The 23,746-nt window shown below is 65.8% G+C and carries 22 protein-coding genes; 7 read left to right on the forward strand and 15 right to left on the reverse strand.

The window, feature by feature from the left end:
• Positions 1-300: 300 nt before the first annotated feature.
• Both K3U93_RS16935 and K3U93_RS16940 read right to left on the reverse strand, forming a co-directional pair.
• On the reverse strand, positions 301-825 hold the full coding sequence (locus tag K3U93_RS16935) for a GNAT family N-acetyltransferase (RefSeq protein ID WP_083010966.1): 525 nt from the start codon (positions 823-825) through the stop codon (positions 301-303).
• A 4-nt stretch (positions 826-829) separates the two neighbouring features.
• A complete protein-coding gene (locus K3U93_RS16940) occupies positions 830-1,099 on the reverse strand; it encodes a type II toxin-antitoxin system TacA family antitoxin (RefSeq protein WP_071510151.1) in 270 nt (89 codons plus the stop codon).
• A 252-nt stretch (positions 1,100-1,351) separates the two neighbouring features.
• Between K3U93_RS16940 and K3U93_RS16945 the strand changes: the two genes are divergently transcribed.
• On the forward strand, positions 1,352-2,371 hold the full coding sequence (locus K3U93_RS16945; protein ID WP_083010965.1) for a hotdog fold thioesterase: 1,020 nt from the start codon (positions 1,352-1,354) through the stop codon (positions 2,369-2,371).
• Positions 2,372-2,434: 63 nt separating this feature from the next.
• Positions 2,435-3,643 carry an amidohydrolase family protein gene (locus K3U93_RS16950; RefSeq protein ID WP_071510149.1) on the forward strand — a complete coding sequence of 403 codons (1,209 nt, stop codon included), beginning with the start codon at positions 2,435-2,437 and terminating at the stop codon, positions 3,641-3,643.
• Between the two features lie 20 nt (positions 3,644-3,663).
• On the opposite strand, the gene K3U93_RS16955 is transcribed toward K3U93_RS16950, so the two are convergent.
• From K3U93_RS16955 to K3U93_RS16985, 7 genes are all read right to left on the reverse strand, one after another.
• A complete protein-coding gene (locus tag K3U93_RS16955) occupies positions 3,664-4,200 on the reverse strand; it encodes a DUF421 domain-containing protein (RefSeq protein WP_071510191.1) in 537 nt (178 codons plus the stop codon).
• Between the two features lie 64 nt (positions 4,201-4,264).
• Entirely contained in the window at positions 4,265-5,641 is a 1,377-nt protein-coding gene (locus tag K3U93_RS16960; RefSeq protein ID WP_071510148.1) for a nitrate/nitrite transporter, read from the reverse strand.
• A 131-nt stretch (positions 5,642-5,772) separates the two neighbouring features.
• Positions 5,773-7,179, reverse strand: a complete 1,407-nt coding sequence (locus K3U93_RS16965) for a PPE family protein (RefSeq protein WP_071510147.1) — start codon at positions 7,177-7,179, stop codon at positions 5,773-5,775.
• Between the two features lie 73 nt (positions 7,180-7,252).
• Entirely contained in the window at positions 7,253-8,458 is a 1,206-nt protein-coding gene (locus tag K3U93_RS16970) for a PPE family protein (RefSeq protein WP_071510190.1), read from the reverse strand.
• 654 nt (positions 8,459-9,112) lie between these two features.
• Complete coding sequence (locus K3U93_RS16975; protein WP_071510146.1) at positions 9,113-9,463, reverse strand: hypothetical protein; 351 nt, start codon at positions 9,461-9,463, stop codon at positions 9,113-9,115.
• Position 9,464: 1 nt separating this feature from the next.
• A complete protein-coding gene (locus tag K3U93_RS16980) occupies positions 9,465-10,955 on the reverse strand; it encodes a molybdopterin-dependent oxidoreductase (protein WP_071510145.1) in 1,491 nt (496 codons plus the stop codon).
• 14 nt (positions 10,956-10,969) lie between these two features.
• Positions 10,970-11,443, reverse strand: coding sequence for an oxidoreductase (locus tag K3U93_RS16985; protein WP_083010964.1), 474 nt, complete (start codon positions 11,441-11,443; stop codon positions 10,970-10,972).
• A 290-nt stretch (positions 11,444-11,733) separates the two neighbouring features.
• On the opposite strand from K3U93_RS16985, the gene K3U93_RS16990 reads away from it, so the two are divergent.
• Positions 11,734-13,719, forward strand: a complete 1,986-nt coding sequence (locus tag K3U93_RS16990; protein WP_083010963.1) for a SpoIIE family protein phosphatase — start codon at positions 11,734-11,736, stop codon at positions 13,717-13,719.
• 2 nt (positions 13,720-13,721) lie between these two features.
• Here the strand turns inward: K3U93_RS16990 and K3U93_RS16995 are convergent, their stop codons facing one another.
• Together K3U93_RS16995 and K3U93_RS17000 are read right to left on the reverse strand one after the other, a co-directional pair.
• Positions 13,722-14,951: an acyl-CoA dehydrogenase family protein gene (locus tag K3U93_RS16995; RefSeq protein ID WP_083010962.1), complete on the reverse strand. Its 1,230-nt coding sequence runs from the start codon at positions 14,949-14,951 to the stop codon at positions 13,722-13,724.
• Positions 14,948-16,099 (reverse strand): acyl-CoA dehydrogenase family protein, encoded by a 1,152-nt coding sequence (locus tag K3U93_RS17000; RefSeq protein ID WP_083010961.1) that lies wholly within the window; start codon positions 16,097-16,099, stop codon positions 14,948-14,950. The genes K3U93_RS16995 and K3U93_RS17000 overlap by 4 nt, the downstream gene beginning before the upstream one ends.
• Before the next feature lie 145 nt (positions 16,100-16,244).
• Here K3U93_RS17000 and K3U93_RS17005 point away from each other — a divergent pair, with 145 nt between their 5' ends.
• Entirely contained in the window at positions 16,245-17,009 is a 765-nt protein-coding gene (locus K3U93_RS17005; protein WP_083010960.1) for an Rv1363c family protein, read from the forward strand.
• Between the two features lie 122 nt (positions 17,010-17,131).
• Positions 17,132-17,647, forward strand: coding sequence for an Rv1363c family protein (locus K3U93_RS17010; protein WP_071510189.1), 516 nt, complete (start codon positions 17,132-17,134; stop codon positions 17,645-17,647).
• Between the two features lie 5 nt (positions 17,648-17,652).
• Here K3U93_RS17010 and K3U93_RS17015 read toward each other — a convergent pair whose 3' ends face one another.
• The 4 genes from K3U93_RS17015 to K3U93_RS17030 form a co-directional block, all read right to left on the reverse strand.
• Entirely contained in the window at positions 17,653-18,621 is a 969-nt protein-coding gene (locus K3U93_RS17015) for an alpha/beta hydrolase (RefSeq protein WP_071510139.1), read from the reverse strand.
• Between the two features lie 88 nt (positions 18,622-18,709).
• A complete protein-coding gene (locus K3U93_RS17020; RefSeq protein ID WP_083010959.1) occupies positions 18,710-19,855 on the reverse strand; it encodes an amidohydrolase family protein in 1,146 nt (381 codons plus the stop codon).
• On the reverse strand, positions 19,855-20,904 hold the full coding sequence (locus tag K3U93_RS17025; protein ID WP_083010958.1) for an amidohydrolase family protein: 1,050 nt from the start codon (positions 20,902-20,904) through the stop codon (positions 19,855-19,857). The genes K3U93_RS17020 and K3U93_RS17025 overlap by 1 nt, the downstream gene beginning before the upstream one ends.
• Positions 20,901-21,242, reverse strand: a complete 342-nt coding sequence (locus tag K3U93_RS17030; RefSeq protein ID WP_230981360.1) for a Rieske (2Fe-2S) protein — start codon at positions 21,240-21,242, stop codon at positions 20,901-20,903. Before K3U93_RS17030 ends, K3U93_RS17025 begins: the two co-directional genes overlap by 4 nt.
• Before the next feature lie 101 nt (positions 21,243-21,343).
• Here K3U93_RS17030 and K3U93_RS17035 point away from each other — a divergent pair, with 101 nt between their 5' ends.
• Together K3U93_RS17035 and K3U93_RS17040 are read left to right on the forward strand one after the other, a co-directional pair.
• Positions 21,344-22,579 carry a cytochrome P450 gene (locus K3U93_RS17035; RefSeq protein ID WP_083010956.1) on the forward strand — a complete coding sequence of 412 codons (1,236 nt, stop codon included), beginning with the start codon at positions 21,344-21,346 and terminating at the stop codon, positions 22,577-22,579.
• Positions 22,576-23,742 carry a Zn-dependent alcohol dehydrogenase gene (locus K3U93_RS17040; protein WP_083010955.1) on the forward strand — a complete coding sequence of 389 codons (1,167 nt, stop codon included), beginning with the start codon at positions 22,576-22,578 and terminating at the stop codon, positions 23,740-23,742. The genes K3U93_RS17035 and K3U93_RS17040 overlap by 4 nt, the downstream gene beginning before the upstream one ends.
• Positions 23,743-23,746: the final 4 nt, after the last annotated feature.

A 23,746-nucleotide genomic window follows, 5' to 3' on the forward strand; every position in this document is an offset into this window, starting at 1 on the left:
GGCCGGCCAATGACTCGAACGAAGCCGTTTTGCGTCATCGCACGCATGCATCAAAGGTCAAGTTGCTTTGTCGTTTTTGACATAGTCACTAACGAAACAGCTTGGTGGAAGCCACCATTGGGCGATGGGGTATCGTTTGAAGCACGTGAGGCACCCCACATCGGTAGGGCGAATGTACAGGCCGAGACGCCGACGGCCGCCTAAAATCCCGACTGCCGCCTGTATGGCGTCAGGCCCGTATAGACATACCAACACAGGGGCCTCGGCGCGAACTTTTCGCGCTTCATGCGAATATGCCATTCACCCTCCGGTTCGGTCGTGCCAGCGCTCCCCGAGTGCCTTAGCCGCTGTGGATACCTTCACCACCAGACGGCGTTCGCGGTTCCTGACGGGGACGAAGTGGTAATGCTCATAAAATGACTGCGCCTCGTCGTCTATCGCATCAACGACGACAAGTCGTCCTCCGCCGATCTCCGACGCGGCCACGGCTTTCCCGAGTGCGTCCAGCAGAAGCTGCTCGCCGTACCCCTGGCCATGGAGCGCTGCGTCGATCGCCATTCGGGCAATCAAATATCCGGGTATGCAGGAATTGCCCCCAGCCATCGACCCCGACATACCGTCAGCTGTCCGGACGACCTCGGTGGGGCAGATGGCGAAATAAGCGCAGACCTTCGGCTCCCCAATCGGGGTCCACACGTACACATGCGCTACTCCACCGGTGTCCGCGCGGCGGGCGTGCTTGACCAGCCAGATACTCAGCGACTCCTTACCGCAGTCGAATCCTTCCAGAACGTGGCCATCATCCAGCCGCGCCGACTCGAACAACGCCTCAGCGCCTCTTGAACACCGCAGGCTTGCGTGCGGCTGCCGCCAGTCGCGGCGCGGCGTCGGCGACGTCCAGCGAGGACATCAGCTTGTCGAACTGTTCGGGCTCCATCACCGTAACCAGCTCCTGACGCAGGATGTCCTCAGCGCGTTGCATCGCAGCTTTCCGCACGAACTCCGAGGTCTGCTCACGCACGACATTGGCGGCTCGCTGGATGCGTTCCAGGGTCGCTTCCTCAGCGCGAAGCTCGATGCGTTTCGTTTTGACTGCCACGATGGAACCTCCTCTACCCAAACTAGTGTACGGCGAACGTCCGTACATTTTCTAGGGATCGGCTACATCCATACCGGTCGGCGCTTTCGGGAGAACCTTTCCCGATTGAGACCAGAGCATGTGGGGGTTTCCCGACTTGTCACTAACCCGCCACCGACCCACCACCCTTCTAGCTTCGCGGAGATGCCACAGCCCGCGGTAACCTCATTCTCAAAGCGCACGCACCGCGCAACGGAAGGGGACAAAGCGCTCATGACCGACCCCAGCGAGGAAGCCGAGGTAACGCGCGCCGACCGCTTTATCAAAACGGCCGTTGCGATACTGGGCGAAACCGGACGCACCGACTTCACCGTGCAGGAGATCGTCGCGCGCTCCAAAACCTCGTTGCGCGCGTTCTACCAGCATTTCGGCAGCAAAGACGAACTGCTGCTGGCGCTGTTCGACAGGACCATCGCGCAATCGGTGGGAGCGTGGCGCACCGAGACCACCGGGCTGGACAGCACCGCCGCGCTGAAGCTGGTAATCGACCGCATCAGCCAGCAACCCGAATCGAGCACCCAGGACAGCCTTAATCGGGCGTTGAGCCTCTACAACCAGCATCTGGCCGAGACCCGTCCCCGCGAATACGCCCGCGTGCTTTCCCCCTTGCATCAACTGTTTCGCGACATCGTCGGGCAGGGCATCACCGAGGGAGTCTTCAACCCCGGCCTGGACGTGGGGGCCGCCGCCGCGATCGTCATGCAGACGGTGGTGGGTGCGCAGCGATTGCACTGGCTGGGCAGCGAACTCAATGGCACACCGATCGACGCGGGCCAGCTGTACGACTTCTGCAGCCGCGCCCTCGGCATCCGGGACACCGACGACGAATCGGCCGCGCCCTCGCTGGCCGAGCTGTTCGCCCAGGTGGGAATGCGTCCGGGCACCCGCAAGGGCGAGTTCGCGATGACCATGCCGGTCAGCCCCGCGGTGGTCAACACCTCCGGCGCGCTCCAGGGCGGCTTGATCGCCACGCTCGTCGACGTGGCGGGGGGCCAGTTCGGGCTGGACTACCTGCAGCCGGGCACCACCATGACGACCGCCGACCTCTTCGTTCGCTACCTGCGGCCGATCCGGCAGGGCTCCGCGATCGCGGTGCCCCGGATGCTGCGGTCGGGCCGGCGGGCGATGATCATGCAGGTCGACATCTACGGCCACGGCGACGACGAGCTGGCCGCGACGGCAACCGTGAACTTCGCCATCGTCAACGGAACGACGCCAACGGTAGGCCTTTGAACGCAGAAGTGGTAACGTCATTACCGCACATTGAGAACCCCAGACTTTTGCAAGGAGATCGCCATGCCGTCTCGCGAACTTTCCTTCCCCGTGTTCGACGCCGACAACCACATGTACGAGCCGCAGGAGGCGCTGACCAAGTTCCTGCCGGACAATCGCAAGCGCGTCATCGACTACGTCCAGGTTCGCGGTCGCACCAAGATCGTGGTGCGCGGCCACATCAGCGAGTACATCCCCAACCCGACGTTCGAGGTGGTCGCCCGCCCCGGCGCCCAGGAGGAGTACTTCCGCAACGGCGCGCAAGGCAAGACCTACCGCGAGATCCTCGGCGAGCCGATGAAGGCCATCCCCGCCTTCCGCGAACCGGGCGCGCGCCTCGAGGTGATGGACGAGCTGGGCATCGACTACGCCCTGATGTTCCCCACGCTGGCCAGCCTGGTCGAAGAGCGCATGAAGGACGACCCCGAGATGACCCACGACGTCATCCACGCGCTCAACCAGTGGATGCACGAACAGTGGTCGTTCAACTACAAGGACCGGATCTTCGCCACCCCGGTGATCACCCTGCCGATCGTCGAGCGCGCGCTGGAAGAACTCGAATGGTGCCTGGAGCGCGGCGCCCGCACCGTGCTGGTCCGCCCGGCGCCGGTGCCCGGCTACAAGGGCAGCCGCTCGTTCGGGCTCGAGGAGTTCGACCCGTTCTGGCAGGCCTGCATCAAAGCCGAGCTGCCGGTCTCGATGCACGCCTCGGACAGCGGTTACTCCGAGTTCGCGAACGTGTGGGAGCCCGGCGACGAGTTCCTGCCGTTCAAGCCGACCGCCTTCCGGAGCCTGGCGATGGGCCACCGGCCGATCCTGGACGCGATGGGCGCGCTGGTGTGCCACGGCGCGCTGTCCCGCAACCCCGAGCTGCGCATCCTGTCGATCGAGAACGGCGCCGACTGGGTGCCCGACCTGTTCAAGGGCCTCAAGGGCGTCTACAAGAAGATGCCGCAGTCGTTCAGCGAGGACCCGGTCGAGGCGTTCAAGCGCTGCGTCTACATCACCCCGTTCTGGGAGGACCGGTTCACCGAGATCGTCAACATGGTGGGCACCGACCGGGTGCTGTTCGGCTCCGACTGGCCGCACCCCGAGGGCCTGAAGGACCCCATCTCCTTCGTCGACGAACTCACCGACTTCGATGAGGACGATGTCGCCAAGATCATGGGCGGCAACCTGATGAAGGTGATGAAGGTTTCCGAGCCCGCCTCGAAGAAACCGGTCTCGGCCTGATCGACAAGCCGCCGAACGCTTTAGAACGCCGTGCCGCTCTCCGGCGGAATCGCGGAACGTTCGTCTGGGTGCGGGTTGGTGTCGGCGAGGACTGAGACCACGCCTTTGGTCTCGAACAGTGCAAGGCGAATGTCGGCGGGTGTTCGGTGACCGTGCTGACGCAGGATCGCGTCAAGGTCCTCACGAGTAAGCCTGCAACGCCGTAAGTTCGTCTTATCAAGTTGGCCGTCGCGGATCAGCACCCGCACCGGCGGGTCGACGAGTCGGCGGACCCATGGGATGAACCGCAGGCGTGCCACGATGTCATGCGCGGCGATCAACGCGAGCAGGGCCGCCGACCCAGTGAGCCACGAAGTGTCGGCGGCGGTGGCCGTACGACCCACGATGGCGCCGACCGCGACGGCGGTGACCCAGTCGAATGGCGTGAACTCGGCGATGGTACGCCGCAGTGTGACCCGGAAAGCCATTGCGGCCGTGACGAATAACGCGAAGGCTTTGAGCGCTGCATAGGCCGCCGGCCGCCACCCGTCGACGAACTGGACTAGTAGGTCCCTCATCCCGATCACCCGTTCGGTTAGTAATTGCGGCAACTGGTAAGCCGCACCCCGACTTTCGCCACATTCATACGCCAGCAAGACGGTCCCCGGAGACCGGTCGACGCACATAGACCGCCCAAGTCAAGATCGCAAAGCCGATATAGCACAACAAGAAAACCCACAGTGCTGGCGTCTCGGTGCGGGCGGTGAGGTAGGACTGCCGCAGCACAATGTCGATGACAAAGCCACCGAATGCGCCCACGGAATCAGCGAATCCGACCATTGCTCCCCCAACGTTTTTCGACCACTGCTTGCGGTCCTTTTCCTCGAGGTCGAGTGAGCGGCTGCGGGCCTCGAAGGCCGAGGGGATCATCTTGTATATCGAGCCGTTGCCGACTCCGGCCAAGACGAACAGGATGACGAAGCCGATGGCATAGGGAATGACCGCGCCGGTGGTGAACTGGCCACCGCTGCCGTCGGACACGGTGCTGCCCCAAATCAGCAGGCCCGCAGCGAAAACCATTCCCGCGAAAACGGCCAAGGTGACGCGGCCGCCGCCGACGCGGTCGGCGAGTTTGCCGCCATAGATGCGCGACAGCGACCCGAGCAGCGGTCCGACGAAAGCGATTTCGGCGGCACGCAGCGACGCCTGAGCCGCACTTTGGCCGGCGTCGCTGAACTTCATGTGCAGCACCTGACTCAGCGCAAACGAGAACCCGATGAACGAGCCGAAGCTGCCGACGTAAAGCAACGACAGCACCCAGGTATCACGCTGCTTGATCATGGTTCGCATGGCACCGAAATCGACTCGGTAGTCCTTGATGTTGTTCATGAACAACATGGCGCCGACGCTCGTGATCGTCAGGAGCACCATGTAAGTCCCGGACACCCAGTACGGCTGCCGATCGCCGGCGAGTGCGATCACTAGCAGTCCGACCAACTGGACCACCGACACCCCGATGTTGCCGCCGCCGGCGTTCAGCCCCAGCGCCCAGCCTTTGAGCCGCTGCGGATAGAAGGCGTTGATATTGGTCATCGACGCGGAGAAGTTGCCGCCGCCGAGCCCGGTCAGCGCCGCGCATACCAGATAGGGCCACAGCGGCAGGCCGGGGTTGGCCAGTAGCCAGATCGTGCCGGCAGCGGGGATCAGCAACACCAGCGTAATGGCCACCGTGAAGTTGCGACCCCCGAAGATGCCGATGCCAACCGTATAGGGGATGCGCATCAGCGCGCCGACCAAGGTGTTGACCGCGAGCAGGAGGAACTTGTCGCCCGCGGAAAAGCCGTACACGGATTCCGGCATAAACAGCACCAACACCGACCAAAACGTCCAAACCCCGAAGGCAACGTGGTCGGTCGCGATCGACCAGATCATGTTGCGCCGGGCGACGGCGTTGTTACCCCTCTCCCAGGCCGTCCTGTCTTCCGGATCCCAGTCCAGGATGTCGTGCGAGTGCGCCATGCCCGAGCGAGTGCCCCCACTTTGACCATGACAAACAGTTTCCGTTGGAAAGCTTTTTGGGGGCCGCTTGTGGCTCAACCGAGTGGAGGAATCACGGATGACACATGCGACACCCCACTCGAAGAGGGTCGCTACGACTCCTGGAGCGTCGTCATCTCGGGCTTGCCGTTTTTCACGTGCACCGCGTGGGTGCCCGGTTGTTTTCGCAGTTTGGCCAACAGGTCGTCAAGGTGGTCGGGATCGGTGTGCCAATGCTGCACACTGTCCGGATTTTCAGCCATGTCGGCCACGACACGTTGCAGGTTCTCAGGGTAATCGCTGTCTTTGAGGTCCGTGCGGTCTTTGGCCGAGGCATCGCGGCTCTTGGCGCCGACACCGGATATGGCGCCGGGAACCGCCGCACCGACCGCGGCTCCGGCCATGCCCGCCACCGCCAGTGCGCTGAAGAAAGTACCCTGGCTCACCGCTGCCGCCGGAATCGCGCCCTCCGAGGCGCCCGACAACACCGCGGCGACGGTCCTGACCGCCGGCGTTGCCGCGGCCCAGCTGGGCGGAACCGCCAAGCCACCGACCAGACCGGCCTGCCCGATGCTCGCCGACACGGCTGGCCCGGCCCCAACCAGACCCGCCGATCCGAGCGCACCCGAACCAAGCCCGGCAGCCAAAGACGACGTCGCCCCGCCGCTCGCCCCGACTGCCACATCCGAGAGGCCCCGCGCCCCGATCACCAAGCCCATGATGGTGCTGATCAGCACGTCGTTGGCCGGCAGAATGCCTTTGGGTATCAGCTCGACGTCCCCGGCGACTGTCGCCAACGGTGAAGAACTGAGGCTGCTGAGGAAGCTCGTGAGCGACGAGAGCGGCGACGGCGGATCCGCGGCGGCTGGGGCCGCGAGGCTTTGCAGCACGCTCGGTGTCGCAAAGGTCAACTGTGACAGAACCGATTGCATGTTGGCCCCGGCCGACGTGCCGGCGGCTTGCGCGACCGCGGCCGATTGACCGGCCGTGCCAGCCGGGTCGGTGTTTTGGGACGGCAAACCGAACGGGGTCAGCGCGGAGGCGGACGCGGCTTGCGCGGCGTACCCGTACATCGCGGCGGAATCCTGAGCCCACATCCTGGCGTACTGGGCTTCGGTCGCGGCGATCGCCGCGGTGTTCTGACCAAAAGTGTTGGTCGAGATCAGCGACGCCAGCTCGGCGCGGTTTGCTGCGACCACCGGCGGAGGTACCGTGGCCGCAAACGCGGTCTCGTAGGCGGCTGCCGCCGCCCTGGCCTGGTTCGCGGTCTGCTCGGCTTGCACCGCGGTGGCGGTGAGCCACACCGCGTACGGCGCGGCGGCGGCCGCCATGCTCGCCGACGACGGACCCAGCCAAGCGGTTGTCAATCTCGAGATCTCCGAGGAATAGGAGGCCGCGATCGAGCGTAGTTCGGCTGCAAGCCCATCCCAGGCCGCGCTGGCGGCCAGCATCGAGCCCGACCCTGGGCCGGTATACATGCGAGTGGAGTTGATTTCGGGGGGTAATGATCCGTAATCCATTGCTAGACTCCATGATTGGCAGAGATCGCGTCGACAGTCGCGGTCGACGAGGGTGGCATACCGCCGGCGGTGGTCATTCGCCGGGCTCGGGTATCACAAAGATGTTGGCGGTGGTGGCCTCCCCGGCGGGACCAACGGTCCCCATGCCCGCGGCCCGGGCGGCGGCCCCGCCGGTTCCGGCCATGGCGCGTCCGGCCAAACCGGAGAGCGCCATGTTTCCGAACAGGCTTCCCGGGCCGTCTGCCGCGAGCGTCGCTGGAGCGGCGGCAAGGCCGGTCTCGGGCAAAGTCGCGACAACCGTCTTGATCGCCGGGGCGGCAGACGCCCAGCCTTGCGGCACGGACAATCCCCCGACCAGGCCAGCGCGCCCAACGACCGCGGATACGGGTGCGCTCACCAGACGCGGACCGAACCCGCTCTCGACAAGCCCGCCCCCGGCGGCGCCGGGGATTCGGGACACCTTCTCGGCCGCGCTGGTCAGATTCGCCCCGGCTTGCGGCAGCAGGTAACTCTGTGTGCCAAGGAGATAGGGGGTCCCGGGAATGGTGAACAACGACGCCGGCGACAACGGCCCCGTGATGAAGCTGTTAAGGGTCGAGAGCGGCGACGGTGGATCGGCGGCCGCGGGCGCCGCCGAAGCTGCCGGTGTTGCGAGGTTCTGCAGCAACTGCGGCACCGCGGACATCAGTTGTGGCAGCTGCGTATTCGTGCCGGCAACGGTGCCGGCGGCGGCCGCTTGACCCGCCGTCCCATCCGGGCTTGTGGTCTGCGGCGGCGGGTCGAATGGGGCTACTCGGGAGGCGGCCGCCGAGGAGCCGGCGTAGCCGTACATGGCGGCCGCGTCCTGCGCCCACATTTCGATGTACTCGGCCTGGGTGACCATGATCGCGGGAGTGTTTTGACCGAAGAAATTCGTCGCGATGAGCGCCAGCAGCCGCGCGCGGTTCGCTACCACCGCCGCGGGCGGAACGGTTGCCGCAAACGCGGTCTCGAAAGCGGCGGCCGCCGCCCGGGCCTGGGCGGCCGTCTGCTCGGCCTGCCCGGCGGTGGCATTGATCCATCCCGTGTACGGTGCGGCCGCGGCCGCCATCGTTGCCGACGCAGGACCCCGCCATCCCACCGTCAAACCCGAGATCACCGAGGAGTAGTTCGCCGCCGCGGCGTGCAGCTCCGCGGACACATCGTCCCAGGCCGCCGCCGCTGCGAGCATCGGCCCCGCTCCGGGGCCCGTGTACATGCGAGCGGAGTTGACCTCCGGCGGTAATAGGCCAAAATCGATTGTCACGCAGCACCTCCTGCCTAAGCCACGGCGCGATCGCTGCTTCGGCGAGCCGTCGCGGGCTGCCCATCCGCCACACGTTCGGGTCAACGGCTCCGTGATTTGTGATTTCCTTTCGGGAAACGGCTTCCCCAAACTGCTTCGCATATGCTGAGAGTTCGCGTACTACGCCCTGATGAACTACTGATAACGACTGCCGCTGGGGACTTCTGGGGTTCGTCGCCGGATGCGTCTCGCCGCCAATCTGTCGCGTGCCGCGAAGGCGTAGCGGGGCCCCTCCTGGGGTATTCACCTGCGACGGCCGTCCACCGGACGCCGGGAAGGGTGAGATTGGATCGGCAATGAGGACGATCAGCGTGACACGGCAAGACCATGCGCCAGTCGGCATCGATGACGACGTCGAGTTGCTCACCGAGCAGATCGAGGGGCTCAAAAAGCTCGGGCAGCTCGAAGAAGTCAGCGGCGAAGAGGTATACGACCTGAGCATCAGGTGGGGTGCGGCGCTTGCGGGACGGCTGCCACGCCTGGTGCACTACAGCTCGCTGGGCCAACTGGACGACGCGGACGAGCGCCGGTTTCAATCGTTGTGCGATCAGCTGCGCACGGTATCGCGGCTGGTGGACAGGTTCAACCTGGCTCGGCCGCGACTTTCTGTTAGCCCGGACGCTCGGGCTGGCGGCCGGCACCATAGGCGGAAACGTCCGAAGCGACGCAAGCGCCTCGTCCGTCGGTGAAAAATTCCTTGCCGCATAACCTAATCGCGGTCCGCGGCTTCGGGCAGTCCGGATTGCGGCAAGTCAGCGCCACCATGTAGGCATCGGCGTCCTCGTTCAAAAACAGGTAGCCCAGGTAAAGGGCGTCGCCGACGGCGAATTCGGTTGCGCCGCAGGCCTCGCAATGCCCGCCCTTCGCGGCGACCTGCTCCAGCACCCGCTCTCGGGCCGCGGAGCCCAGGCTGATCAGCTCGGGGCGTACCCCGACTCCTTCGGTTGCCGTTTCGGTCATGTCAGATTTCCACGTCCCTGTCGTAGTACACGCGGTCCTCACGCCAGCCTCCCGTGCCCATGCCGATCCCGGCGAAGTCCTCGACAAACTCGATCTGGTTGATCCACTTGGCCATCTTGAAGCCCACCTGGGTTTCCACCCGCAATCGCAACGGTGCGCCATGCTTAATCGGCAGTGGCTTGCCGTTCATTTCGTAGGCCAGCAATGTCTGCGGCTTGTCGGCGAACTCGAGGTCGATCACTTCGTAGAACTGACCTCCCCCGTGCGAGGCGGGCTCGTCGGTGCTGTTGTCTTGCATGGTCAGGAAGCAAACGTATTTAGCCTGGGGCAGGGGCCGCACCAAGTCCACGAGCTGACGCAAATGAAGTCCCGTCCATTCGCCGATGCTGGTCCAGCCTTGGACACAATTGTGCATTACTCGTTGCGTTTCCGGCTCGGCCAGCGAACGCAGCGCGGCCAGGTCAAGCGTCACCGGATTTTCGACGAGGCCACCGACCCGTAGCCGCCAGTCGACGAAGTTGTGCACCGCCATCACTTTGTACGCCGTGCTCGACGGGGGCTTGCCATTTACGCGGTGTTGTCGAGAGATTTTGGCTGCCGGGTAGTTCTGTCGTGAATTCAGCGGCCGCAGCAGCAGAAGCCGAGCGGCGGTGACCACCGCCCCGAGGACGCGTTGGACCGATCGAGGGTTGCGACTGCTCCAGCGGGTCGCCGCAACGTGGATGACGACGATCGCCGCGATGATCAGCAGCGACAAGCAAGTAGCCCAGTAGGGGTTGCGGACGGCGCCGAAGATCATCAACGCGGTAAGCCTGCCCCAGCCCCAAAAGAAAATCATCGATAGGTGGATCACGATGAAGATCAGGAATGCGATCAGACCCAGGAAATGCAGGCTGCGGGCCCATTGCCGTCCGCCCCACATTTGCACGTACCACGGGAACCGTGCCTCAATTGCCGGGGACTGGGCGGCGCCGGTCAAGATTTGGAACGGCGCGAGAAGAAAGACAACCCCCGCGTAGGTCAACTTCTGGACGGCGTCCAGGGGCTGGCCGGGCAAGACCGGCGGCAAATTGAACGTCATGTAGGTGACGATGTCGTTCCACGCCTGGGGAAAGATCGACCAGGAATGCGGCCAATACCGGTGCCACTGCCCGGTGGCAAACAGCAGGACGTAGTACGACAGCCCCACCAGGATCCAGCCGATAACCGCAAAAAAGTGCCAATGACGGCCCATGCCCAGCTGTGCGTGGCCGGGCAACGAAATCAACGGATGATAATCCTCTTCCTCGTCGAGGGTGTCATAGATCCTGTCGCGCGGCATGACCTTGCGGGTAAACCGCGCCCACTCGGTGCCCGGCTTGCTGTCGTCGTGCCAGTACAACTTCGGGTGGGTGGACAGAATCTCGATACCGCTGCGAATGATCAACGTCACAAACAGGACGTTGAGCCAATGGTCGACGCGAAGCCAGGCCGGGAAGTCGAGCGTTGTCATGGCCTGAGCTCCAGTCAGTCGTACCACCGCTGGCGTTGCGGGTAGGCCACGTTAATGCCCGACAACACCGTCGTGTGCACCGCGACGAAGGCCGCGGCGAACGCCATCGCAAACGTGCCGGGCGCGAAGTCCCACCGGCCGGCCACCGCTTCCAGCCCGGGCAAGGTAACCCACCGGCTAACCAGGTAGATGCCGAGAAAGGCCACGCACACTGCGCTGCCGAAATACCAACCTGTCTGCGGCACAAGCGGTTTGCGGCCGAACACCATAGCGCCCGCCGCAATCAGGCAACCGATTGCCAGCGAAGCCGAGTAGGCAGCGAAGTACAGGGGCAAGCCCGGCTTCGTTGCAAAAACGTAGGCATGCACCGCCACGACACCCAGCAGAAGCGAGCAGCCCACCGCCGTCACCGCCCGCGGCAGGTTGAAGGCCACCCAGCCGTTCAGGGTAAGCAGCGGCGACGACCAAATGCCCCGCCAGAGCGTCATGCACCGTTGCTCAACGAGATCGACCACGACCTGCGAGGTACCCGCCCAGCGCGTTCGCAAACCGGCGCATTTCGCACCGTTTGACCGCTGCGATTCGGGGCTAGCCGACCCGTGTCTGCCAGCGGAATTACCCGGCACCAAACGTGCCGTTACGAAACCGTAGCCATAAACACCGACACCCGATTGATAGCCTGATTGGGCATGTGACGAATAGTGACGTGTTAGGCCTGGTTATTCAGATTCAGCGCGTCGAAAGGCCCGGAGAAGGGCTCCGTGGGAGGGACGGCCGAATGGTGGCCGAAAAGGACTGGGACAAGGTTGTGGGTGCGGCCGACGACGTGCGCCGCGTCTTCGAGAACGTCCCCGCGATGCTGGTCGGCCTAGAAGGGCCCGACCACCGGTTCGTCGCGGTCAACGCGGCCTATCGCGCGTTCAGTCCGACGTTCGAGCCCGTGGGCAAGCCGGCGCGGGAGGTCTATCCCGAGCTGGAGAGCCAGCAGATCTACGAGATGTTTGACCGGGTGTATCAAACCGGCGAACCACAATCCGGCACGGAATGGCGGCTGCACGCCAACTACGACGGTTCGGGAATCCAGGAACGGTTCTTCGACTTCGTCGTCACCCCGCGCCGCCGCGAGGACGGAACGATCGAGGGCGTGCAGCTCATCTTCGACGACGTCACCAGCCGGGTGCGGGCGCGGCTGTCCGCCGAGGCGCGGATGGAGGAGCTATCCGAGCGGTACCGCAACGTCCGCGATTCGGCCATCGTCATGCAAGAGGCGTTACTGGCCCCGTCCGTGCCCGTCGTTCCCGGAGCCGACATCGCCGCGGAGTACCTCGTCGCCGCGGAAGACACCGCGGCCGGTGGCGACTGGTTTGACGTGATAGCCCTTGGGGATCGGCTGGTCTTGGTTGTCGGCGACGTCGTGGGCCACGGGGTCGAGGCCGCGGCGGTGATGTCGCAGTTACGCACCGCGCTGCGGATGCAGATCTCGGCGGGCTGCACCATCGCCGAGGCGCTCGAGGCGGTCGACCGCTTCCGCGAACACGTGCCCGGGTCGCAATCGGCCACCATGTGCGTCGGTTCGCTCGACGTCGCCACGGGTGAATTCCAATACTGCACAGCCGGACACCCGCCACCCCTGCTGGTGACCGCCGACGCGAGGTCACGCTATGCGGAACCGTCCGGCGCGGGTCCGCTCGGCAGTGGCACCGGGTTTCCGGTGCGCACCGAGGTGCTGGACGTGGGTGACTGCGTCCTGCTGTATTCCGACGGCCTGATCGAACGTCCCGGCCGGCCGCTGGGCGCCAGCACCGCGGAATTCGCCAACTTGGCCGCGAATATCGCCGGCGGCAGTGGCGGCTTCGTCATCGACGCCCCGGGACGGCCAATCGACCGGATCTGTTCGGAGACACTGGAATTGCTGCTCCGGTCGACCGGCTACAACGACGACGTGACATTGCTTGCGGCGCAACGGCACACGCCACCGCCGCCGCTGCACATCACGGTGGACGCCACGATCGACGCCGCGCGGACGGTTCGGGCCCGGCTTCGTGAATGGCTGTCGGAGATCGGCGCCGACGTCGACGACATCTGCGACGTCGTGCATGCGGTCTCCGAGTTCGTCGAAAACGCGGTCGAGCACGGATATGCGACGGACGTTTCCGACCGGGTTCCGGACGGGATCGTCGTCGAGGCTGCGCTGGCCGGCGACGGCAACCTGCACGCGGCGGTGATCGACCGCGGACAGTGGAAGGATTACCGCGAAGGCGAGCAGGGCCGCGGGCGCGGACTTGCAATGGCCGAGGCGCTGGTGTCCCAGGCGCATGTCACGCACGGCGCCGGCGGGACGACGGCCAGTCTGACACACCGCCTGTCGCGACCGGCGAACTTCGTCACCGACACCGTCGTCAACCGGACAACCCAGCAGCGGCCAGTCAGCTCCGAATTCGTCTCCCTCGTCGGCTCGGGCGAACTGGCCGGCCGCATCGTCGTCAGCGGCGACGTCGACGCCAGCACGGCACCCACCCTGGACCGTCAGCTGGCGGTCGAAAGCCGTTCCGGCATAGCACCTTTGACGATCGACCTCAGCGGAGTCACCCACCTCGGATCGGCGGGCGTCAGCGCGCTGGTCGCCGCCCACGACCGGGCGCGCAGGCAGGGCGGCGACTGTGTGCTGATAGCCCCGCCCGGCAGCCCGGCGCACCACGTGCTGTCGCTGGTCCAGATACCCGTGGTCAGCGACGATCCCGACGACATCTTCCCCGACGAGTAGCGTCAGCGCGCCTGGCCGTGCCGCACCTGGTTGAACGGCACCCCCCGGTCGGCGGCGTACTCCCGCGGGAAGCCCAGCACCCGTTCACCGATGACGTTGCGGGCCATCTCCGTGGTGCCGCCGCCGATGGCGACGTTCTGCCGGGACAGGTAGCGCAGACCCGTCTCCAGGCCTTCGCCGGCTTCCCCCACGACGCCGGCGGCCCCCGCGATGGCCAGCGCGGTGTCGATGTCCAAGGTTACGGTCTCGGAGTGGAAAAGCCTGATGAGCGTTCCCGCGGCTGGGGGCAGCGCGCCATCCCTGACGCTGCGATACACGTGGTCGATCAGCTGCTCGCCTACCGCGCGGTGCACGAGCACCCGGCCGGCCATCTCCCGTACGCGTTCGTTGTCGGCCTGGCCCGTCTTTTCCGCAAGCCCAACGTAGTCAACCGGATTCGCGGCGCCGCCCTCGCTGCCGCCGCCGCTGGCGAACTCCGAGCCCTGCCCCACCGCCCGGCGTTCGTGATACAGCTGCCGCGACGCCACCGCCCAGCCACCGTTGACCTCGCCGACGACGGCGTCGTCACCGACGTCCACCCCGTCCAGGAACTCCTCGCAGAACTCGGTGGAACCGCTCAGCATTCTGATGCGCCGCAACGTGATTCCCGGATGGTTGATGGGCACCAGGAACATCGTCAGGCCTTCGTGCTTGGGCACCTCCCAGTTGGTGCGGGCCAGGCACAGCCCGTAGTCGGCGGCGAACGCGCTGGTGCTCCAGGTCTTGGCGCCGTTGATCACCCAACGGTCGCCCCGGCGTTCGGCGCGGGTGAGGACAGCGGCCAGGTCCGACCCGCCGCTGGGTTCACTCAGCAGCTGCACCAGTACCTCGTCGCCGCGCAGGGCGGCGGCGAGGTGCCGCGTCTTCTGCTCCTCGGTGCCGGTGTCGAGCAGCGTGGCGCAGCAGATGGTGAACGTGGGGGTGTTGAGGATCAACGGCATCTCGTAGCCGAGGGATTCGGAGTCGAATGCCTTCTGATACTCGTAATCCAGACCCAGACCGCCGTACTCGCGGGGGAAGCAGATGCCGGCGAATCCGCCTGCGTAGAGCCGCCTTTGCAGTTCTCGGGCCCTGTCCCAGGACCGTTGGTCGTCGCGCGGGGCGGGCGGCGGGAACTCGGGGTCGATGGCGGGCATGTTGTCGGCCAACCACGCTCGGGCGCGGGCGACGAACTCCGCGACGGATTCGGTCATCTCGCGCAACGGCCCGCTTTCTCCGACTCGTAGACCCGCAGGTTGTGTTCCTCGGGCGTGCCAAACGTGGAGCGGTACAACGTCACTCGCCTCAGGTATAGGTGCAGGTCGTGTTCCCAGGTGACGCCGATGCCGCCGTGCATCTGCACGCAGGCCTGGACGATCCGCCCGGCCATCTCGCCGACGTAGGACTTGGCGATGCTGGCCGATAAGCCCGCCGCGGGTGAGCGGGCGGCGACGTCGGCGACCGCCGCGGCCGTGGTCGCGCGGCACGCTTCCAGCCACAGCTTCATGTCGGCGAACCCGTGTTTGAGCGCCTGGTATGACGCCAGCGGACGGCCGAACGTGTGCCGATCCAGCGCCCACGCGGCGGTGAAATCGAACACCGTTTGCAGGATGCCGACCACCTCGGCGCACTGCAGCACCTGGGCGAGCTGGCTCTGGCGGTCGATCAGCGCGGCGGTCTCGGCTGCGCTGCCGACGACCGCGGATCGCTCCACCACCACGCCGTCGAAATGCACCCGCGCGTATTGCTTGACCAGGTCCACCGACTGCCGCGGCTCGATCCGGACGCCCGGCGCGTCCGTCGGCACCAGGAACTGACGTACCTCAGAGGCACGTGGGCCGCATCGCGCCACCACCAGCAGCACCGCGCTTTGGGCGCCGGCCTCGACGTGGTCCTTGGTGCCGTCGATGCGGAACCCGGCACCGGTTTCCGTGGCCGTCACTGACGGATCCAGCGGCGCCCACCCCCGGCCGGGCTCGGAAACCGCCCACGACGCCACCGTTTCACCGGAGACCAGCGACTCGATGGTGGCGGCGTGGGATTGCGGGTCGGCGCAGTCGGCGAGCGCCGAGAGCACCACGCTGACCGGATACAGTGGTCCGGGTGCCACCGTCTTGCCGAGTTGTTCGGCGATCATGGCCAGATCCTCGACGCCGCTGCCCGAGACGCTGCCCCCGCCCAAGCCCTCCGGAACGAGCAGGGCCGTCCACCCCAGTTCGGCGGCGCGCCGCCACCATGCCGGATCGAAGGACACCCCCGCGGCGTGCAGTTCCCGGACGCGGCGCAACGGCAATTCTTTGTGCAGAAAGGCCTGGGTGGTTGAAGCGAAGAGTATCTTTTCGGGAGAGTCGACAGCGGTCATGATGCCGGCAGGTTCCTTTGGTGGTTGATCATCCGCCTGATCGGTCCTCGTCGGAATTCGCTGAAGACTCTGATGGTAGCAATGGGCGATACGGTAAGAGATACCGGAGTGCAGTCGATAATGACGTTGACAAGCGGTAACCGCGATGGCTGAGCCGCCGGAGGATGCGGCCGCCGACGCTAGGGCGTTGCTCGAAGAAGCCGAGGCGGAAGCTGCCGCGGCCGAAGCGCTGGCCGCAGCGGCGAAGGCCCGCGCCCGCGCCGCCCGGCTGCGGCGTGAAGTCCTCGGCCTGCCCGACCCCGCCGAGGAGGACGACGAGACAGCCGACGAGGACTACGACGAGGACTACTACGGCGAGGATTACGAAGAGGACTACGACGAAGACGATTACGACGAATCCGTAACCGAGCCGGCTGGGTGGCGACGCTGGATACCGACGATTGCCGCCGTGGCCGCGATCGTCATCATCTGTGCCTTTGTCGGCGTCAGCGCATACATGGTGGTCCAACACCGGGACACCACCCGGCACCAACAACGGGAAGCGGCGTTTGTCGCCGGGGCCAAGCAAGGCGTCATCAACATGACCTCCCTCGACTTCAACAAGGCCAGGGAAGACGTCCAGCGCGTGATCGACAGCTCCACCGGCCAATTCAAGGACGACTTCCAGCAGCGGGCCAACGATTTCATCGCGGTGGTCACGCAGTCGAAAGCCGTCACCGTGGGAACCGTGAACGCCGCCGCCGTCGAGTCCATGGCCGGGGATTCGGCGGTGGTACTGGTCTCCGCGACATCACAGATCACCAATTCCCCACCCGGGAAGGACGAACCACCACGAATATGGCGGCTCAAGGTGACCGTCGCCGACGTCGGCGGACAGTACAAGATGTCGAAAGTTGAGTACATACCGTGACCGACGACGTGCGCGACATCGATTCGGCCGCACCGGAAGCCGAAACCGACGACGACGTCGACGACCCGGTGATTGACGAGACCCTGAGCGACGACGAGGGGGAGGCCGACTCCCCCGCGCCGATCAAAAGCCGGCGACTGGTCCTGCCGCCCAGGCTGCGCAAGATCGTTCCGATCGTTCTGGTCGTGCTCCTGCTGGCCTCCGGCGGCGTGGCGACGTGGTTGTACTTCAAGCAGTACCGGCCCGATCAACAAACCGACGCCGACGTCGCCCGGGCGGTGGTCAGCGCCGCGTCCGACGGGACGGTCGCGTTGCTGTCGTACTCATCGGACTCGCTGGATAAGGACTTCGCGGCCGCCAGGTCGCATCTCGCGGGGGATTTCCTGTCCTATTACGACCAATTCAGCCAACAAAGCGTGGCTCCGGTGGCCAAGCAGAAGTCGATGAAAACCACGGCTCGCGTGTCGGGCGCCGCGGTGTCGGAGCTGCACCCCGACTCGGCCGTCGTTCTTGTCTTTGTCGATCAGAGCACGACAACCAAGGACAGTCCCCAACCGTCCCTGGCGCTCAGTAGCGTGCTGGTGCGCATGACTCGGGTCAACGGCACCTGGCTGATCACCAAGTTCACCCCGGTCTAGAGCCGCTACATGGCGAACACGCGACGGAGCGTCTGCGTGTGCAGGGCCCGGCTTTCTTGGGAGACAACCCAATCCGGGACCAGCGAATCGAAGCCGTTGAATGTCGCTGCGATAACGTGCAATTCGGTGTGGACGTAGGCGTGCAGCAGCCGGTTGGCATAGTCGATGGCTTCGTCGCGGCACGGGTCGATCTCCGAGCAGCTGACGAATGTGGGCGGCAGCCCCTCCAGGTTGGCCCGATGCGCGGGGACGTGTTGACCGTTCGCGGCGGCATGGCCGAGGTAGTGGCTCCAGGCCCGGCTCACGGCGGGACCGTTGAGGCCCGGCGTGCGCTGGAACTCGCGTCGCGACGGCGTGGCGTCGGAGTCGAGCATGGGCTGGTGCAGGATTTGCACCAGGATCGGCGGGCCTTCCTCGTCGAACATGCGCTGGGTCAGGCCCGCGACCAGCGCCGCACCCGCGTCCCGGCCCATCACCGCGATGCGGCCGGTATCCGCGTCCAGGTCGGCGCAATTGTCGACGGCGTGGCGCAACGCCGCCTCGACGTCGTCCAGTGCCGCCGGGCATGGATTTTCCGGCGCGAGCCGGTAGTCGACCGATACCACGAGACAGCTGGCGTCCCTGGCCAGCTCCACGCACTGCGCGTGATCGGTGTCCAGGTTCCCCGTCACGAAACCACCACCGTGGGCGTATATCACCAGGGGCGCCGGGGATTCGGTGGCGCCCCGGTACAGACGAAGTTCCAGCCGCTGGCCGTCCGGGCCGGCGATGGATCGCGATTCGATGGCGACGGCATCGGGGCCGCCGGTGTGAACCGCCGCGGCCCGCTCGGCGGCCAGGAGGTTGGCGTGTTCGCGCTCGGCGGGCAACGTCTCGGCGCGGAATTCGACGACGCCCAGCTCGATCGCGGCCTCCCGCAGCACCGGATCGATGCGGTTAAGGCCTTGTGGCCGTGCCAGATTCGTTTGTGTCATACCGTCTCATCTTCCGGGCTCATGGGCGGGCTCGTCGTCCGGACCCAACAGGGGGCGTCTCGGAAACCCCCTTCACGGTAGACCCGGCTCAGCGAGATGCCCCGGGGAGGGCCTTGACGGTCGCCGGCAGCCCGTAGAGCGCCATCGCGTTCCCGCGCATGATCCGCTCGCGCTGGTCGGCGGGGAACCGGTTGATCGCGTAGGTCGGCGAGTCGTAGCTCCAATGCGGGTAGTCCGTCGAGAACATGAGATTGTCGCCCAGGTCCATCATCTCCAGGTACTCGCGGAATCCGACGGTGTCGGTGTCTTCGAGCGGCTGGGTGGTGAACCGGACGTGTTCGCGCACATACTCCGACGGGCGGCGACGCACCTGCGGCAGGTCGCCGCGGCGGGCCTCCCAGATCCGGTCCATCCGCGACATCACCGGCATCGCCCACGTGAAGCCGCCCTCGACGAAGACCACCCGCAGATCCGGATGGCGGTCGAACGCGCCGTCGAACACCAGGCTCATCAGGTGCGAGACGTACAGCAGCGGCCAGGACGCGAAGAAGTCGTGCCAGTGCGCGGGGTTGCCGACCGGGTATAGCGGGATCAGCTCGAACGGCGTCTGTCCCATCAGGTGCGTGGCGACCGGGAGCCCGTTGCGCGACGCCGCCTTGTAGAGCGGGTCGAAATGTGGGTTCCCGAACGGGATTCCGCGGGTCTGCGGCGTCATCAGCACCTGGGCCATGTAGGGATGGCCCGCCCACCGTTCGACCTCGCGCGCCGCCAGCTCGGGCGTCTGCGCGCTCACGCTGATCGACCCGCGCCAGCGGCCGTGCCAGTTGTGCCTGTCGAGCCAGACGTCGGCCAGCCAGTCGTTGTAGGTCGACTTGAGCACGTGCTCGGCCTGCGGCAGCTGCGCGTCGCACATCGGCTCCAGCGTCGCGATGCTGACGCCGGCGTCGAGCAGCAACTGCTTGGCGGCGAAATCCGGGTCGGTGCCGGCGAATCCGCCACCCGGCGGGGCGGCGTCCAGGCGCATCGACATCGTCTTGTATGAGTCGGGGGTGTCGTAGAAGTGCGGTACGGGCGTGACCGCGTTTTTGGTGGGCCAGATCTTGTCGACCCATTCGGCGGGCGCATAGGACTTCAGCACGTCGGTGGAGACCGGCATGGGGTGCACGTCGGTGTCGACGATGGTGACCGCTATTTCTTGTTCGGCCTGCGCTTCGGCTCGTTCGATGGTGGTCATCAGACGCGCTCCCTGAGTCCATAAAGCTCACTGGCGTTCTGCCATAAGATCTTTGCGCGTTGTGCGTCGTCGAGGCCGTCGGCGATGGTCTCGGGCGGCGACGTGGACCAGTGCGGGTAGCTGGATCCGTACATCAGCAGGCCGGCCTTGTCCGAGAAGTCCATCCAGCACCGCGTCTGCGCCGCATCGGTGGGCCCGTCGAACGCCGACGAGCAGAACCGGACGTGGCCGGGCAGGTACTCGCTGGGATAGCGGTCGACCCACGGCGTCTGGTCGCGCATCGATAGCCAGAACGTGTCCAGCCGCCACATGAGCGGGGTGAGGATGTCGTAGCCGCCGTCGGCGAACACGAACGTCAGGCCGGGATGCCGGCCGAACACGCCCTCGACGACGAGCGAGGCCAGGTGCACGAAGTAGTTCAGCGGCATGAACGCCGCGTACCCCGGGTAGGTGTGCGCGTGCCCGGCGAAGGTGGGCGGATGGTCGACGCCGTTGCCGCCGTTGATGTGCACCGCGACCGGCAGCCCGTGGGCGGCCGCGGCCTCCCAGATGGGCTCGAACATCGGCTTGCCGTACGGTTCGCGCGACTGCATCGGAACCCCGACCTGCACCAGCTTCGGGTGGCCGGCGAGGCGCTCGATCTCGGCGACGGCGCCCTTGGGGTCTTCGGGGTTGACGCGGATGGTGCCTAGAAAACGGTTGGCGTATCGGTCGGCGGTGTCGGGCTCCAGCCAGCGATCGAGCAGCCAGTCGTTGACCGCGGCGCAGATCCGGCTGTTGAGCAGGTAATCGGCGATGTTGCCCCGGGTCAGCGGGTTCAGGATGGCGTACGTGACCCCCATGTCGTCGAACAGGTGCCGGCCGACCGTCTCGGGGTCCGACCCCGGATAGTGCTCGCCGTAGAGGTCTTCCCGGTAGTCGCCGCCCGGCGCCTGATACCACTGCTGCTCGACGTCGGGGATCGACCGCAGCTTGTGGGCTTCCGGGAGGTAGCGGCGGATCTCGGCGTTGTAGCGGAAGTGCGGTTGGACGTTCGTGTCGATGATCATGCGTTCAGATACACTTCCCCGTCGGTGACATCGACGTGATAGGTGCGAACGCGGCGCGTCGGGTCGGCCACGTTTTGACCCGTGGTGACGTCGAATTCCCAATTGTGCCAAGGGCATCGGACGATCTGCCCGTCACGCACCCGGCGCAGCCCGCCGGGCTCGTCCGGTGCCGGTTCGTTGGTGCCGCCGATGAGGCCGAGGCACAGCGGGGCGCCCTCGTGCGAGCAGTAGTTCACGATCGCGTACAGCTCGCCGCGCACGTTGTACACACCCACGCCGAACTTACCCACGTCGACCAGTTTCATCTCGCCGGGCGGCAGCTCGTCGAGGGAGCACACGAATCGACGTTGGGGCACCTGAGGATCACCGCCTCCGCGCAAGCTGGGCTTCGTTGCTATTTATATTATGATAGCGACATTCAACCTCAGGAGGAGCGCTGATGACGCTCAGCACCAACCGTCTCGATGTCAAAGGCCAGCCCGTCACCCTCGACACCACCGGTGAGACCAGCCCGTATCCGTTCTTCGAGTACATGAGGCGCACCGATCCGGTCTGGCATGGCGCCCTCATGGACCACGATCAGATGCCGGAGGAGCTGCGGCCGAACGACGAGTGGGTGCTGTTCGGTTATGACGGTGTGTTCCAGGGTTTCCGGGACGACCGGATCTTCACGTCGGCCGCCTACGACAAGACGATCGGTTTGGTGATGGGCCACACCATCCTGGCGATGGGCGGCAAGGAACACCACGACCACCGCAGCCTGGTGGCCAAGGCGTTCCGGGCCACCGCGCTGGAACGCTGGGAGCCGTCGGTCATCGGGCCGGTCTGCGATCGGCTGATCGACGAAATCAAAAACGACGGCCACGCCGACCTGGTGAAGGCGCTGACGTTCGAGTTTCCAACCCGGATCATCTCCGTGCTGCTCGGGCTCCCCGCCGAGGATCTCGACCTGTTCCGGCGGCTGTCGCTGGACCTCATCTCGATTCCGACCGACATCATGGCGGGGCTGAACGCGGCCACCGAGTTGCACGGCTACTTCCTCGAGCAGGTCGAGCAGCGGCGCCGCAAACTCACCGACGACATCATCGGCGACCTGGTCGCCGCCGAGATCGACGGCGAAAAGCTCACCGACGAGGCCATCATCGCCTTCCTGCGCCTGCTGCTGCCCGCCGGGCTGGAGACCACCTACCGCTCGTCGGGCAACCTGTTGTACCTGCTGTTGACGCACCCCGAGCAGCTGGCGATGATCCGGCGCGACCGGTCCCTGATCCCCGCCGCCATCGAAGAGGGCCTTCGCGTCGAGACCCCACTCACCATGGTCATGCGGACCACCACCGAAGAGGTCGAAATAGGCGGCAAGACAATCCCGCCCGACGCGCAGATCGACATGTGCATGGGCTCGGCCAACCGCGACGAGGCCCGCTGGACCAACCCGGACACCTTTGACATCGGCCGCCCGCGCCAGGCGCACATCGCGTTCGCGGGCGGCATTCACATGTGCCTCGGAATGCACTTGGCGCGGCTGGAAACCCGGGTCATGTTGAACAGCCTGTTGGATCGCCTGAAGAATCTGGCGTTTGTTCCCGACGACGGAACCGGTGTCGAGTCCAAGATCGTCGGGCTCACGTTCCGGTCGCCCAACAAACTTCCCGTCGTGTTCGACCCGGTCGCATGAGGAGCCGCGCGGCGATCCTGCACGACGTCGGCGGGCCGTGGTCGGTCGAGGAATTCGAGCTGGACGCGCCCCGCGCCGGGGAGGTCCTGGTGCAGCTGGCCGCCGCCGGGTTGTGCCACTCCGACGATCACATCCTCAAGGGTGATATGGCGGCGCCCAACGAGGTGATGCGATCCCTCGGGCTGCCCACCATGTTCCCCACCATCGGCGGGCATGAGGGTTCGGGCATCGTGCGCGAAATCGGTCCCGGGGTCACCGATTTCGCGCCGGGCGACCACGTGGTGATGTCGTTCGTCGCCGTGTGCGGCCAATGCCGGTGGTGTGCAAGCGGAATCGAGTACCTCTGCGACGTCGGCATCGGCACCATGATCCCGGGAATGCCCACCGACGGCACGTTTCGCCACCACACCGCCGACGGCCGGAACCTGGGCCATATCGCCAAGATCGGCGCCTTCGCGGAACACACTGTGGTGTCGACGAATTCGCTGGTGAAGATCGAGCCGCACCTGCCACTGGCGCCGAGTGCGCTGCTGTCGTGCGCCATTCCGACCGGCTACGGTTCGGTCGCCAACCGCTCCAACATGCGCGCCGGCGACACCGTCGTCGTGATCGGCGTCGGGGGGATCGGCACCGGTGCGATCCAGGGAGCCCGGATCAACGGCGCCGCGCAGATCGTCGCCGTCGACCCGGTGGACTTCAAACAGAAGTCGGCGCTGCAGTTCGGCGCGACGCACAACGCCGCCACGGTCGCCGAGGCGCTGGACCTGGTGCGGGACTTGACCTACGGCGTCATGGCCGATGCCGTGGTGGTCTCCCCTTCGTTGATCACCGCCGACGACGTCCGCGACGCGGTCAAGCTCACCCGCAAGGGCGGAACCTGCGTGCTGACCGGCATGACCTCACAGCTGACCCACTCGGTCAACCTCGACCTGCAGGACTTCATCCTGATGAACAAGACCCTGGCGGGCACCATCTTCGGCTCGTGCAACCCCAAGGCCGACATCGCGCGACTGGCCAGGCTCTACCAAACCGGACAACTCCAGCTCGACGAGATGATCACCAAACGCTACCGCCTCGACAACATCAACAACGCCTACGACGACCTACTCAACGGCAACATCATCAGAGGCATCATCGATTTCGGGGTCGAACCACTCAGCTGAGAAG

The sequence above is a fragment of the Mycobacterium malmoense genome (genome assembly GCF_019645855.1).
GTDB classification, from domain to species: domain Bacteria; phylum Actinomycetota; class Actinomycetes; order Mycobacteriales; family Mycobacteriaceae; genus Mycobacterium; species Mycobacterium malmoense.